The following is a 12,851-nucleotide window of genomic DNA, read 5'->3' as shown; positions in this document are numbered from 1 at the left end:
CTGATAATTTGCGCTCTTGCTTTGATTTCTGAATATTTCTAGACAGCAGAAGCAATCACACCGAAGGAGTTTGGGGAGATGCCAAAACAACCGTCCCGCGAAGGTCTGGAACTAAGCCAGACTCAAAGAACGTTGCCAATCGCCCTCTTGAGAGCTCGTGAAGCGGTGATGGATTATTTCAGACCTTTGCTCGCGGAACATGATGTCACGGAGCAGCAATGGCGCGTGATGCGCGTGCTGGATGAGGAGGGAACTGTGGACGCCAGTTTTCTGGCTCGGCAAGCTTGCATTCTTGCCCCTTCCCTCACGCGCATTATGCGTACGCTGGAGGCTCGAGGCTTTGTGGAAATCAACCGGGATACCGCGGATGGCAGACGCACATTGGTGAGCCTTAGCAAGGAAGGCGGTCAATTCATCCGAAAGTTGGCTCCAGCAAGTGCTGAGATTTATCAAGACATTGAAAGCAAGATTGGATCCGAAAGAATGAGAACCCTGCTCGATGAGATCGAAATCCTGCTCGAATCCCTCAGTTCGGAATCGTGACCAGTTAGGAGGCAGCCTTGTTCCTGTGATTGTCTCCGTCACACCAAAAAGCTGGCGAAACGCCTATTCGTATTCATCAGACAATTCAGCAGCAAATTTGTAAAAACCAATAATCGAGCAGCCCGGTTCTCTCGTCACGGCAATGAGACCGGCAACTTCATCCGGTTACAGCTCTTGGCACCGCATGCAACTGCCACCAAGCTCTGGACTCAGACACCGGATCCCATGCTGACACAAAGGTCTTTCATAGCAACGTCTCCATTGCTTGGTTGTGAAGATATGATGGGGTTATTCGTTCTTTACCAGCTCAACAAGAGCGAAAGATACGGGTCTGACATTCGCCGTAAATTAAACCAAAGTCGGCTTTGAGCTGCGCTTTCCGGTCGCTCTTTGTTGCGACCGCGGATACACTTTCATTTCAAGAGTCCCGAACAGGATCGGCCCCGTCATTTGTAGCCCAATGCACGAACTCACGCTTTGCGGATGGTGTGGATGGCTCCTGCACTATCTGCGTTTAGATGCGTCATACTGCAGTTGTCTGCTTTTGGGTGTTCGCGGCAAGAATGGTGGCCTACAAAGATCCATGCAAAGCGCAGTGCTAGAGTTTGTCTATTATGAGGCAGTAGATGTTTGAATTGTCAGCGGCTAACATTGAGCAGGGTTATAAGAAGTCCGGCAATCAATTGGGATGGCGCTTTTTATCTTGCCCTGCTACCAATCTTACTGGAGCGAAAGTTGCTTTTGTCGGGTTGAATCCAGCCGGTAATGTACCCGAAGATCGAGACGGGTTTGCAATGCCCGAAGGCAAAAGCGCCTACCGAGACGAAAGCTGGGGTGGCAAGGCTCCTGGTCAGTCTGTCTTGCAACAGCAGGTACTGGCGTTATTCGACCGTCTTAAACAGCGGCCTGAAGATGTACTCTCTGGGCAGTTCATCCCGTTTCGATCACCGAGGTTAAACCAGTTGAATAACCTCCAGTACAGCTTGAAATTCGGCGAAGAACTCTGGGCACAAGTGTTTGCTACCGCAAAACCGAAACTCGTTGTAACATTGGGATTTGATACGCTCCCCTACATGCAACGGATTTTGGGTGTAGACCAAATAGAAAAAGTACCTGTCAACTGGGGAAACTACTGCGCCCGTCGAGGACGGTTTAGTAGTGGTTTGCTCATTGCAATGCCTCACCTTTCAACATTCAAGATTATGAAGCGGAAGAAAAGCACTCCGGCCTTGGATGCACTTTTTGATGGAGTGCTTGATGACTGAGGATAGAACTATGTAAGGGCTTTTTTTATTGGCTGACGGAAAACAGAAAAATTTGAAACATCATTTTCAAAGTTCACTTGGCAAATCATTCTATATGCCTGACATAATTTTTGTGGAGAGCGGGAATTCATATATATCGCAGCATCTGTCGCTTCGGGCTCAAACCAGTCATTTAAAATGTCGAGCATAATCGCTCAGTTCTGATCTTCGGGCAGGGTTGGCAGGGGGAGGCAGTCGATGCCGTCTTCGACGAGGGATTTCACATCATCAATGGTTGCTTCGCCATAGATGCCGCGTTTTTCGCTCTCCTCAAAATGCATCTTGCGCGCTTCTTCGGCAAATTTGTCGCCGACATAATCGGCATTGTTCACCACATGATCGCGATAGGCGCGCAGCATGGCCTGCAGCTGGCGAGGGTCCGGCGCATTGTCCCTGAGGGCGACGGGCTGGCTGTCGCTGCCCGCCTGACTCTGACCTTCGGATACGCTTTCGGCTGCGGCGTCATGCGCCATGACATCCTGACTGCGCGTCCCACTCACCCGGGGCGTCATGAGTGACTTCGAAATCCGGGTTGATCCACACACCGGGCATTCCAGATGCCCATCACGGGTCTGTGCCTCGCAATCTTCACCATTGCGAAACCAGCCTTCGAATTGATGATCAGAATCGCAGCGCAGCGAATATTTAATCAAGTCAGTCCCCTGATATACTCAATATGATGAATGGAAAAACACACCGTTCAATCACCCAACGCGTCGGCACCAAAAGGTCCAACTGCGTTTGGCAGGCGCTCTATGACGGCCCGTTCAATATAGAGCATGATCGTTAAATTTCAAAAGCCTTGTCGTGTTTGAGCGAAGGAACCGCCCCTCGGCTCTCAGCAACAAGCCCCATGTTGATGTCGGCCGCGATGAAACAGGGTTCATCCTCCGCTTCTGCCAGAATGCGTCCCCATGGATCGATGATCAGCGAATGGCCATAGGTCTTGCGGCCATTCTCGTGCTCACCGCCCTGCGCTGCGGCGAACACGAATGCGCCGTGCTCAATCGCCCGCGATCGTAACAGCACATGCCAATGTGCCTCTCCCGTGCGTTTGGTGAAGGCGGAAGGGACGGCCAGAAGAGTGGCGTTCTTTTGCTGGCAAAGGGCGCGGTAGAGATAGGGGAACCGCAGATCGTAGCAGATCGTCATCCCCAGGGTGCCCCATGGCAGGGTTGCTGCCACCGCTTTGGTGCCAGCCTGAAAGCTGGCAGATTCGCGATAGCTCTCACCATTTTCAAGATCGACATCGAACATGTGGATCTTGTCGTAGCGGGCGGCAATCTCTCCGGCCGGCGCGATCAGCAGGCTTCGGTTTGCCGCCTTGTCTCCCTCGTGGGTGGACACAACAAAAGACATTGAGCCGATATGCAGCCAGATGCCAAGCTCCTTGGCAAGCGCCTGCACGCGCTTTACGCCCTCATCGCCAGTCTCGTCCCCGATCGCGGCCATCAGGGCCTTGCGATTCATTTCCATCGTCGCGGTCTGCTCGGGGGTCTGAACATAATCCGCCCCATCGCGTGCTGCATCGCGGATCAACCGTTCGGCTTCATCGAGGTTGGCACCCCGTTCGCGTCCAGAGCGAAGCTGGACGCAGGCGGCGCGGAAGGATGAGGAGTTGGCGGCGGTCATGGGATCAGCTCGCCAACATTTCGTCGAGCTTGCCTTGCTTGTCGAGGGCGAACAGGTCATCGCAGCCACCGACATGGGTTTCGTCAATGAAGATCTGCGGGAAGGTGCGGCGACCGGACTTTGCGATCATCTCCTGCTTGAGATCAAAATCAAAGGTCGCGTCGAACTCGCGAAACGCCACGCCCTTGTCGCCAAGCAGCTTTTTCGCAGCCGTACAGAAGCCACACATCTTTCGGGTATACATCACAACATCAGCCATCAGGCATCTCCAAATCCGCCGCCGGCAAAGGGTCATTGATGACCAGAACGCGGCACTCTTGTTTGCAAAAGTGAAAAGGTTTCCACTGGTTATATGGTCATTTTGCTCCGATCGACAACCCGAGCAAATGTGATAATGCCAATTTCCTGTGCCTCCGCCCGGCGCAAAACCCGTACGCAGGCATCAAGGGTTGCCCCGGTGGTCCAAACGTCATCCACCAGCACAATCGTTCGCCCTGTAAGCGATAAGCGGTCGGAAAGATTGAGTCTGAAGGCCCCATCGACATTGCTTCTGCGGTCCGCTTCGCTCAGGCCGACCTGTTGCCGTGTGCGCCGAACGCGGAGCAGCAGATCTGGCTTGAAGACAGCCCCGCTCTCGCGCGCAATGACGCGGGCCAAAAGAGCCGCCTGATTGAACCGTCGCCGCCACAATCGGCCGCGATGCAGGGGCACCGGCACGATCCAGCTCTCCGGATCCGTCAGACAGTCGGCCCCTGCCCGCACCATCCACCGCCCCATCACGTCAGCCAGATCCGTGCGATCATAATATTTGAGCTGATGCACCAATCGGCGGGCCGTGTCGTCAAACGCCGCAACAGATCGCGCCCGATCGAAGAGCGGCGGCTCGGCTACAATGTCGGGATGCACCATGTCCGGCCCCAGATCATAGGAAAATGGCAAACCGGATACAGAGCAATAGGGACGATCAATCCACTCCATGCCGGACCAGCATGTGCCGCACAAATGATTGGCTTCGCTAATGATCTTGCCGCAAGCGGCACAGCGCGGCGGGATAATGAGATCGAGACCGGCCCGGGCCAGCTTTTTCCAACCGGACGGGCCAGCCGAGGTGACGGCTTTGCCATCAGGCAGAGAATCCGGTGCAGTTCGTCGCGAAAAGCGCATATTGACTTGCATCCCCCGATGCGATTAGCACTCGTTGAAGCTCCACAGTGCCGCAAGCGCAGGACACGATCAACCAAAACCGGACCATTGCCATGTCATCCATACCGCATCTGTTCGACAGTCGGCTGATTGCCCAGCGGCGGCTGCGTGCATTCGATCGTCACGGTCGGGACGGCGAATTCCTGCTCACTGAGGCGATTCAGGACATGCTGGACAGGCTGTCGATCGTGCTTCGCAGCTTCCCACGCTGTGCCGAAGTTGGGGGGCATACAGGCCTGTTGGCGCAAGCCCTCAGCGCGCGGGAGGGGACAGAGACGGTCGTCCGGCTCGAGCAGGATCCCTCTTTTCTGTTTGGCCATCCGAATGGCGTTGTCTTTGATGGTGAGACATTGCCTCTCAAGCAGCAAAGCTTCGATCTCGTCACCTCGCCGCTTTTCCTGCACTGGGTCAATGATCTGCCCGGCTGTCTCATCCAGATACGGCAAAGCCTGGTTCCAGATGGGCTGTTTCTGGCTTCGCTTCTGGGGCGGAAAACGCTTTCAGAGTTGAGATCTGCTTTCCTTCAGGCCGATAGCGACGTGACGGGCGGAGCAAGCCCGCGCGTGGCTCCCCTGCCCGATCTCAGGGACATGGGGGGATTATTGCAGCGGGCCGGTTTCGCGCTACCTGTTGTGGATCAGGATACGCTCACCGTTCGTTATGATTCCATGTTCGATCTGATCAAGGATCTGAGACGGATGGGCGCAACCAACGCGCTCGTTGACCGCCCCAGAGGGGGGCTGCGGCGCGATGTTCTGATGCGTGCTGCCGAGATCTATCAACGGGACTTCTCTGATCCTGACGGGCGGGTGCGTGCCACGTTCCAGATCCTGTCCCTTTCCGGCTGGGCACCGCATGAAAGCCAGCAGAAACCGCTCACCCCGGGCAGCGCAAAGGCCTCTTTGGCGCATGCGTTGGGAGATAAGTCGACGATCATGAACAAGTAGGGCATGAATAAATAGGGATGGACGAGAAGAGGCAGATCAGCTGAGATAAGACTAGCTGAGACCGGCGGCTTCACGCACGCCGTCGCGAATTTCGCTGAACAGGTCAGCAAGGTCAGAGACCAAGCCGGTCATCGCCGTCACCATACCCAACCCGATCAGGCCGACGATCAGGCCATACTCAAGTGCGGTAGCCCCGCTGTCGTCTTGCAAAAATGCTCGCAAAGCCTGTCGCATCGTCTGACCCCAAAACCGTTTTGCCCAGCCTCAATGTTCGCAAACATCAGGGCAAAGCCGTGCACCTTGAGCCGAATATCAACGCAATTGATTAAAAAAACGCTCAAACCATTAAACCAACCGAAAAATTCGGTCTCATATATGAACGGCAGGTTAACGGTGCCCGGTTACGCGCCCAATTGCTCTCTAGATGTTTGATCCCATGCTTTGATGGTGCACCTTTCTCATTTGAATGGAGGGAAGCACTATGGGCCAAGTTCTACACGGCAGCGCCACGACGACAGAGGCAGTCCGTCGAGCAATACAAAATAGTCAAGAGAGCCTGAGAGTGCTTTCCAAGCGATACGGCATCAATCAGAAAACGGTCGTCAAGTGGAAGACGCGCACCTCACAAGCGGACTTAAGAACCGGACCGAAGGAGCCACGTTCGACTGTGCTTTCGCGGCAAGAAGAAGCGACCATTGTCGCCTTCCGCAGGCATACCTTGTTGCCTCTCGACGACTGCCTTTATGCACTCCAGCCGACAATCCCGCATCTGACGCGCTCTTCACTGCACAGATGCCTGCAACGACACGGAGTTTCGCGACTACCGAGTGTCGAAGGCGACAAGCAGCCAAAGAAGCGTTTCAAGAGCTATCCGATCGGCTATTTCCATATCGATATTGCCCAGGTACAGACAGCTGAAGGCAAGCTCTATCTCTTTGTGGCTATTGACCGGACTTCCAAGTATGCCTTCGTTGAACTCTATACCAAGGCAGGAAAGATGAATGCTGCACAGTTCCTGCGCAATCTGGTCGCCACTGTGCCCTATACCATCCATACTGTTCTGACCGACAATGGCATCCAGTTCACCAATCGGTCTCGCGATCTCCATGAGTTCCAGCACATCTTTGACCGGGTCTGCACTGGAAACGGCATTGAACACCGCCTGACAAAAGTGAAGCACCCATGGACCAACGGTCAGGTCGAGAGGATGAACCGGACTATTAAGGATGCCACCGTCAAACGGTTCCATTACGACGATCACGAGCAACTCCAGAAGCATCTGGCTGTTTTCATAGATGCCTACAACTTCGCTAGACGATTGAAGACGCTAAGGGGCCTGACCCCATACGAATTTATCTGCAAAAAGTGGACAGAGGATCCGGAAAGATTCAAAATGAATCCGATCCATCAAATCCCGGGACCGAACATCTAGACGCCAAGCAGATCGATGAGCGGCGGGATCAGGGGCAGATCAGCCGGCGGCATGGGATAGTCGCGCAAGGCTCCCGGACGCACCCACTTGAGCGCCTGCCCTTCCCTTGAGGCGGGGACTCCTTCCCATTTGCGGCAGATGTAGAGCGGCATCAGAAGGTGGAAATCATCATAGCCATGGCTGGCAAAGGTCAGCGGTGCAAGACAGCTTTCCTTGGTCCGGATCCCCAGCTCTTCTTCAAGCTCGCGGATCAGGCCGACCTCGGGTCGCTCTCCGGCTTCCAGCTTGCCTCCGGGAAACTCCCACAGACCTGCAAGATTCTTGCCCTCCGGGCGCTGGGCCAGCAGGATGCGGTTGTCCGCATCCACGAGGGCAACGGCAACGACGAGAAGAAGTCTGATGTCACCTGATGCGGATTGCGTCATCACTCTTTCTTTCCAAGCTTCGGGCTTTCCAAACTTCGGGCTTTCCAAGCTTCGGTTTTTTCAAGCGTCCGGCAATCAACTGCGGTAATCGCCATTGATGGAGATATACCCATGGGTGAGATCACAACTCCAGACCGTTGCGGTGCCATCCCCCATGCTCAGGTCCACGGTGATCTCGATTTCCGGGTTTTTCATGTAGGCACTCGCGGCCGCTTCGGAATAGTCGGGATCACGCTGCCCGTTGACCGCAAGACGCATCGGGCCGAACCAAATGGACAGCCTGTCCCGGTCGGCGGCTTCACCCGCCTTGCCCACCGCCATGACAACGCGGCCCCAGTTGGCGTCTTCGCCAGCTGCTGCGGTCTTGACCAGAGGACTGTTGGCAATGGACAGGGCGATCCGCTTTGCAGCCGCATCATTGGCCGCACCATTGACAGTAATGGACAGGAACTTGCTCAGTCCCTCGCCATCCTTGACGACCATCTGTGCGAGATCCTTGAGCAGCGCAGCCAGCGCTTCGGAGAACAGGGACAGTTGCGGATCCGTGATGCGGGAAATCTCAGGACAGCCGCGTTTGCTGGCCGCTCCAGATGCAAACACCATCAAGGTGTCCGATGTCGACGTGTCGCTATCGACCGTGATCGCATTGAAGGAGGTCTCGACATGGGTGGACAGCATATGCTGCAGCATTCCCGGCGCGATTGGCGCGTCGGTGAAGACAAAACTGAGCATGGTTGCCATATCCGGCGCAATCATGCCCGAGCCCTTGGCAATGCCGCATAGGGTTACATCGATGCCGTCGATATCGACGGTCGCTGTGGCCATCTTGGGGAAGGTGTCCGTCGTCATGATGGCCCGCGCCGCATCCAGATAGGAGGCGTCGGTCTTGGTCTCATCAAAAAGCGCGTCGAAATGAGCAACAATGGGGGCCGGATCAAGCGGCTCGCCAATCACGCCGGTGGAGGCGAGAAAGATTTCCGACGATTGCACGCCAAGTGCCTTGGCTGCCGCATCCGCCGTGGCAAGCGTCGTGGCATCGCCAGCAGAACCGGTGAAGGCGTTGGCATTGGAGGCATTGATGACCAGCGCGCGGGCTGAGCCATTGCCCGCATGGCGCTTGCACCAGTCAACCGGCGCAGACGGGCATTTGGATTTGGTGAAAACCCCGGCAACACTGGTTCCCTCGTCCATGGAGACGACCAGAAGATCGTCGCGCCCCTTGTACTTTACACCGGTCGCGGCGACGCCAAGCCGAAAGCCGTCGATTGACTCCAGTTCAGGATAGTCATCTGGCGCAAAGGGAGAGGGTTTGAGATCCATTTTGGGTGTCCTTCAAAATTCAAAAGGAGAGAAACGTCGCCCCACCGGCTCGATTGATCCGGTGAACGGTTTCTCTCCTTATACCGCTACGGTCGTAAATTCCAGCGTCTTTTTGAAGGAAATACAACCGTACTTGTCGCCGTTACTTCACCGGCTCAACCTTTGCTTTGGCTTTCAGCTCGGCAAGCTTTTCGGCAAACATTTTCTGGGCAAGCACGGTGCGCAGCTGATCCCGAACCTGATCGAAGCTGGGCTTTGGCTGCTCGCGCTTGTCTTCAGCCAAAATAACGTGCCAGCCAAACTGGGTCTTGACCGGTTCCTTGGTGTAGGCACCCTTTTCAAGCGCAAAGGCAGCAGCCTCAAACGGCGGAACCATTTGGCCCTGACCGAAAAAGCCAAGATCACCGCCGTTGGTGGCCGATGGGCCGGTGGATTTCTCTTTCGCCAGTTCGACGAAATCCTTGCCCTCATCGAGTTCCTTGATCACGTCCTTGGCTGCGTCTTCATCCTCAAGGAGGATGTGCCGTGCCTTGACCTGCATGCGGACCGGAGCTGAACCGATCTCGGCGTCATAGGCTTCTTTCAGCTTTTCATCGGTGATGGCTTCGTCGATGTTGGAGCGGAAAAACTCATTCTGCAGCGCACGAAGCCGCAAGAAATCCATCTGTTTCTTGAAACGATCATTCTCATCAAGGCCCTGCTTTTCGGCTTCTTCAGCCACAAGCTTGAGGTCGATGAGGAAACTGAGCATACGCTGCTGCTTCTGCTCGGGAGGCAGCTTACCAAGGCGCGCACCGATTTCATCTTCGATGAAAGCCATTTCGCTGCTGGTGACGTCCTCACCGTTCACGGTGGCAAGAACTGTCTCTTTCTTGGTGTCCTGGGCGTGAACCGCACCGGCTGCACCGAGCACCAGAAGAGACGTCATGGCGGCCATAGCAGACCGGGTAATAATGGTTCGAACCATCTGTATCTTTCCTATGTTTGTTCACTTCGGAACGAAAATCGCATAAAAACTGCCCTCACAGGTGACCTACCTGCGATACTTGGCGTTGACAAGGCATTGACCCAATCTTATCTCTCTGCCGAGTTGTTTGTTACCAAATGGGCACATGGCCTGTTGACAGCCACCATTCATTTCGGGACTGGCACAACCTGTTCAGCTAGTCTTGCCGCAATTGCGTTACAAATATGACGGTCACAATTTTCTTGTGGCGGCAGTAAAGAGGAAGGATCCGGTCAATGGTCGGTCTTGGAGCCATCGCTCGCAAAGTTTTCGGTACGGCAAATGATCGCCGTATCAAGGGATATCACCCGACAGTCGCAGCGATCAATGCACTGGAGGATGAGGTTTCCAAGCTCTCCGATGAAGACTTGCGCAACAAGACCGCCGAGTTTCGCCAGCAGTTGGCAGACGGAACAAAACTTCAGGATCTTCTGGTCCCGGCCTTTGCTACAGTGCGCGAAGCTGCAAAGCGGTCTCTTGGACAGCGCCATTACGATGTGCAGTTGATCGGCGGCATGGTGCTCAATGATGGCGCCATCGCGGAAATGCGTACCGGTGAGGGTAAAACCCTCGTGGCGACGCTGGCTGCCTATCTCAATGCCCTTGAAGGCAAGGGCGTGCATGTGGTCACGGTCAACGACTATCTGGCCAAACGCGATGCCGAATGGATGGGGCAGGTCTACAAATTCCTTGGCATGACCACCGGTGTCATCATTCACGGCATCGAAGATGGTGACCGCAAGGCCGCTTATGACGCAGACATCACCTACGGGACCAACAACGAATTCGGCTTTGACTATCTGCGCGACAACATGAAATACGAGCTCGACCATATGGTTCAGCGCGGACACAATTTCGCGATTGTCGATGAGGTCGACTCGATTCTCGTCGATGAAGCGCGGACCCCGCTGATCATTTCCGGTCCGCTGGATGACAAGTCCGAACTCTACACCAAGATTGATGCCTTCATCCCGAGCCTGTCGGCAGAGCATTACGAGATCGACGAAAAAGCCAAGTCCTCAACCTTTACCGAAGACGGCACCGAGTTCATTGAGCAGATTCTCAAGGAAGCAGGCATGTTGCAGGGCGAAACGCTTTACGACATCGAGAATGTGACCATCGTTCATCATCTCAATCAGGCCCTGCGCGCCCACAAGCTTTTTGCCCGCGACAAGGATTACATCGTCAAGAACGATCAGGTCGTGATCATCGATGAGTTCACTGGCCGCATGATGGAAGGGCGTCGCTATTCCGAAGGTTTGCATCAGGCGCTCGAGGCCAAGGAGCGCGTGTCGATCCAGCCGGAAAACCAGACCCTTGCCTCCGTCACCTTCCAGAACTACTTCCGTCTCTACAACAAGCTTTCGGGCATGACCGGTACGGCGCTGACCGAAGCGGAAGAACTGGCAGACATCTACAATCTCGAAGTGCTCGACGTTCCGACCAACCTGCCGGTCCAGCGCGTCGATGATGATGACGAAGTCTATCGCACCACCCGAGAAAAGGATGACGCCCTTGTCACCCTGATCAAGGAATGTTCCGAGAGTGGCCAGCCCATGCTGGTTGGCACAACCTCCATCGAACGCTCAGAGGAGCTGAGCGCCAAGCTCAAGAAGGCAAAGGTCGAGCATCAGGTCCTGAACGCCCGCTTCCACGAACAGGAAGCCGTTATCATTGCGCAGGCAGGTGCGCCCGGAGCTGTCACCATTGCCACGAACATGGCCGGTCGCGGCACCGATATCCAGCTTGGCGGCAACCTCGACATGCGCATTTCTCAGGAAGTGCCCGCGGAGCTGGAAGGCGAGGCCCGCACCAAGATGATCGATGAAATCAAGGCCGACATCGAAGCCAAGAAGCAAGTTGCCATCAAGGCGGGCGGTCTGTTCGTGATTGGCACCGAGCGCCACGAAAGCCGTCGCATCGACAACCAGTTGCGCGGTCGTTCCGGTCGTCAGGGTGACCCGGGACGCTCCAAATTCTTCCTCTCGCTCGAAGATGACCTGATGCGCATCTTCGGCTCCGAGCGCATGGACGGCATGCTGACCAAGCTCGGCCTGAAGGAAGGCGAAGCCATTATCCATCCGTGGATCAACAAGGCTCTAGAAAAAGCACAGAAAAAGGTTGAGGCACGCAACTTCGACATTCGTAAGAACCTGCTGAAATTTGATGACGTCATGAACGATCAGCGAAAGGTCATTTTCGACCAGCGCATCGATCTGATGAAGGATGCCAGCGTTGTTGAAACCGTTTTGGACATGCGTCACGAGGTCATCGAGGACATCGTCGCCAAGCACATCCCGCCCAAGGCCTATGCCGAGCAGTGGGACGTTGAAGGTCTGCATGACGAAGTGCAGGAAATTCTCAATCTCGACGTGCCGGTCAAGGACTGGGCCGCAGAGGAAGGCATCGCCGACGAGGAAATCCTCGACCGGTTGAAAAAGGCTGCTGACGAGGCATCCGCCGCCAAGACCGCCAATTTCACCCCTGACCTGATGCGTCAGGTGGAAAAATCGATTCTGTTGCAGATCCTCGATCATCTGTGGCGAGAGCATCTGGTGGCGCTTGATCACCTGCGCAACGTCATCGGCTATCGTGGCTACGGGCAGCGTGATCCGCTGCAGGAATACAAGACCGAGAGTTTTGAGCTTTTCCAGGCCCTGCTTGTCAATCTCAGACGGATGGTCACCCAGCAGCTTGCCCATGTGCAATTGCGTCAGGAAGAACCGAACCCGTTCGAGCGCCCCGAAATGCCTGAAATGCACGAGCAGCGCATTGACCCGGACACAGGCGAGAATGTCGCATCGGGCGATGCTGCAGACGGACAGGACGGCGCCTTTGGCAAAGTGCCGCGCAACGCCCCCTGCCCTTGCGGCTCTGGCAAGAAATACAAACATTGCCACGGCAAACTGAGCTAAGCTTAGTCCTTGATCCAGATTGCAGCCTCGGTCGGCACAGCCCGACCGGGGCTTTTTTGCATCGATTGGAGCAGGACCGACCGACTTTATCCCGTCACGGCTTCTTACGCGCGGACCTGCCAGA

General features: G+C 55.3%; 14 protein-coding genes. 5 read left to right on the top strand and 9 right to left on the bottom strand.

What is annotated here, in order from left to right; translation table 11 throughout:
• The first annotated feature begins 78 nt into the window (after positions 1-78).
• Together hpaR and CPH65_RS12960 are read left to right on the top strand one after the other, a co-directional pair.
• Complete coding sequence (hpaR, locus tag CPH65_RS12965; protein ID WP_096173835.1) at positions 79-543, top strand: homoprotocatechuate degradation operon regulator HpaR; 465 nt, start codon at positions 79-81, stop codon at positions 541-543.
• Between the two features lie 626 nt (positions 544-1,169).
• Positions 1,170-1,808 (top strand): hypothetical protein, encoded by a 639-nt coding sequence (locus CPH65_RS12960; protein ID WP_096173834.1) that lies wholly within the window; start codon positions 1,170-1,172, stop codon positions 1,806-1,808.
• A gap of 8 nt (positions 1,809-1,816) precedes the next feature.
• Here the strand turns inward: CPH65_RS12960 and CPH65_RS23900 are convergent, their stop codons facing one another.
• The 5 genes from CPH65_RS23900 to CPH65_RS12940 form a co-directional block, all read right to left on the bottom strand.
• Positions 1,817-1,996: a hypothetical protein gene (locus CPH65_RS23900; RefSeq protein WP_157747673.1), complete on the bottom strand. Its 180-nt coding sequence runs from the start codon at positions 1,994-1,996 to the stop codon at positions 1,817-1,819.
• A gap of 6 nt (positions 1,997-2,002) precedes the next feature.
• Complete coding sequence (locus CPH65_RS12955) at positions 2,003-2,500, bottom strand: DUF1178 family protein (protein ID WP_096173833.1); 498 nt, start codon at positions 2,498-2,500, stop codon at positions 2,003-2,005.
• A gap of 133 nt (positions 2,501-2,633) precedes the next feature.
• A complete protein-coding gene (locus tag CPH65_RS12950) occupies positions 2,634-3,479 on the bottom strand; it encodes a carbon-nitrogen hydrolase family protein (RefSeq protein WP_096173832.1) in 846 nt (281 codons plus the stop codon).
• 4 nt (positions 3,480-3,483) lie between these two features.
• Positions 3,484-3,738 (bottom strand): glutaredoxin 3, encoded by a 255-nt coding sequence (grxC, locus tag CPH65_RS12945; RefSeq protein ID WP_096173831.1) that lies wholly within the window; start codon positions 3,736-3,738, stop codon positions 3,484-3,486.
• An 89-nt stretch (positions 3,739-3,827) separates the two neighbouring features.
• On the bottom strand, positions 3,828-4,655 hold the full coding sequence (locus CPH65_RS12940) for a ComF family protein (RefSeq protein ID WP_244574396.1): 828 nt from the start codon (positions 4,653-4,655) through the stop codon (positions 3,828-3,830).
• 35 nt (positions 4,656-4,690) lie between these two features.
• On the opposite strand from CPH65_RS12940, the gene CPH65_RS12935 reads away from it, so the two are divergent.
• Positions 4,691-5,629 (top strand): methyltransferase domain-containing protein, encoded by a 939-nt coding sequence (locus tag CPH65_RS12935; RefSeq protein WP_244574395.1) that lies wholly within the window; start codon positions 4,691-4,693, stop codon positions 5,627-5,629.
• A 51-nt stretch (positions 5,630-5,680) separates the two neighbouring features.
• On the opposite strand, the gene CPH65_RS12930 is transcribed toward CPH65_RS12935, so the two are convergent.
• Complete coding sequence (locus tag CPH65_RS12930) at positions 5,681-5,839, bottom strand: Flp family type IVb pilin (protein WP_244574394.1); 159 nt, start codon at positions 5,837-5,839, stop codon at positions 5,681-5,683.
• 271 nt (positions 5,840-6,110) lie between these two features.
• Here CPH65_RS12930 and CPH65_RS12925 point away from each other — a divergent pair, with 271 nt between their 5' ends.
• Complete coding sequence (locus CPH65_RS12925; protein ID WP_096172710.1) at positions 6,111-7,061, top strand: IS481 family transposase; 951 nt, start codon at positions 6,111-6,113, stop codon at positions 7,059-7,061.
• On the opposite strand, the gene CPH65_RS12920 is transcribed toward CPH65_RS12925, so the two are convergent.
• The 3 genes from CPH65_RS12920 to CPH65_RS12910 all read right to left on the bottom strand — a co-directional run bounded on the left by CPH65_RS12920 (position 7,058) and on the right by CPH65_RS12910 (position 9,773).
• Positions 7,058-7,486, bottom strand: coding sequence for a (deoxy)nucleoside triphosphate pyrophosphohydrolase (locus tag CPH65_RS12920; protein WP_096176396.1), 429 nt, complete (start codon positions 7,484-7,486; stop codon positions 7,058-7,060). The two genes, CPH65_RS12925 and CPH65_RS12920, sit on opposite strands and share 4 nt — an antisense overlap.
• Before the next feature lie 75 nt (positions 7,487-7,561).
• Positions 7,562-8,806, bottom strand: a complete 1,245-nt coding sequence (gene argJ / locus CPH65_RS12915; protein ID WP_096173828.1) for a bifunctional glutamate N-acetyltransferase/amino-acid acetyltransferase ArgJ — start codon at positions 8,804-8,806, stop codon at positions 7,562-7,564.
• A 142-nt stretch (positions 8,807-8,948) separates the two neighbouring features.
• Positions 8,949-9,773, bottom strand: a complete 825-nt coding sequence (locus CPH65_RS12910) for a peptidylprolyl isomerase (RefSeq protein WP_096173827.1) — start codon at positions 9,771-9,773, stop codon at positions 8,949-8,951.
• Positions 9,774-10,048: 275 nt separating this feature from the next.
• Between CPH65_RS12910 and secA the strand changes: the two genes are divergently transcribed.
• Positions 10,049-12,727: a preprotein translocase subunit SecA gene (gene secA / locus CPH65_RS12905; RefSeq protein WP_096173826.1), complete on the top strand. Its 2,679-nt coding sequence runs from the start codon at positions 10,049-10,051 to the stop codon at positions 12,725-12,727.
• Positions 12,728-12,851 lie beyond the last annotated feature (124 nt).

The sequence above is a fragment of the Cohaesibacter sp. ES.047 genome, assembly GCF_900215505.1.
GTDB lineage: Bacteria > Pseudomonadota > Alphaproteobacteria > Rhizobiales > Cohaesibacteraceae > Cohaesibacter.
This window is presented reverse-complemented; position numbering and strand designations above follow the sequence as displayed.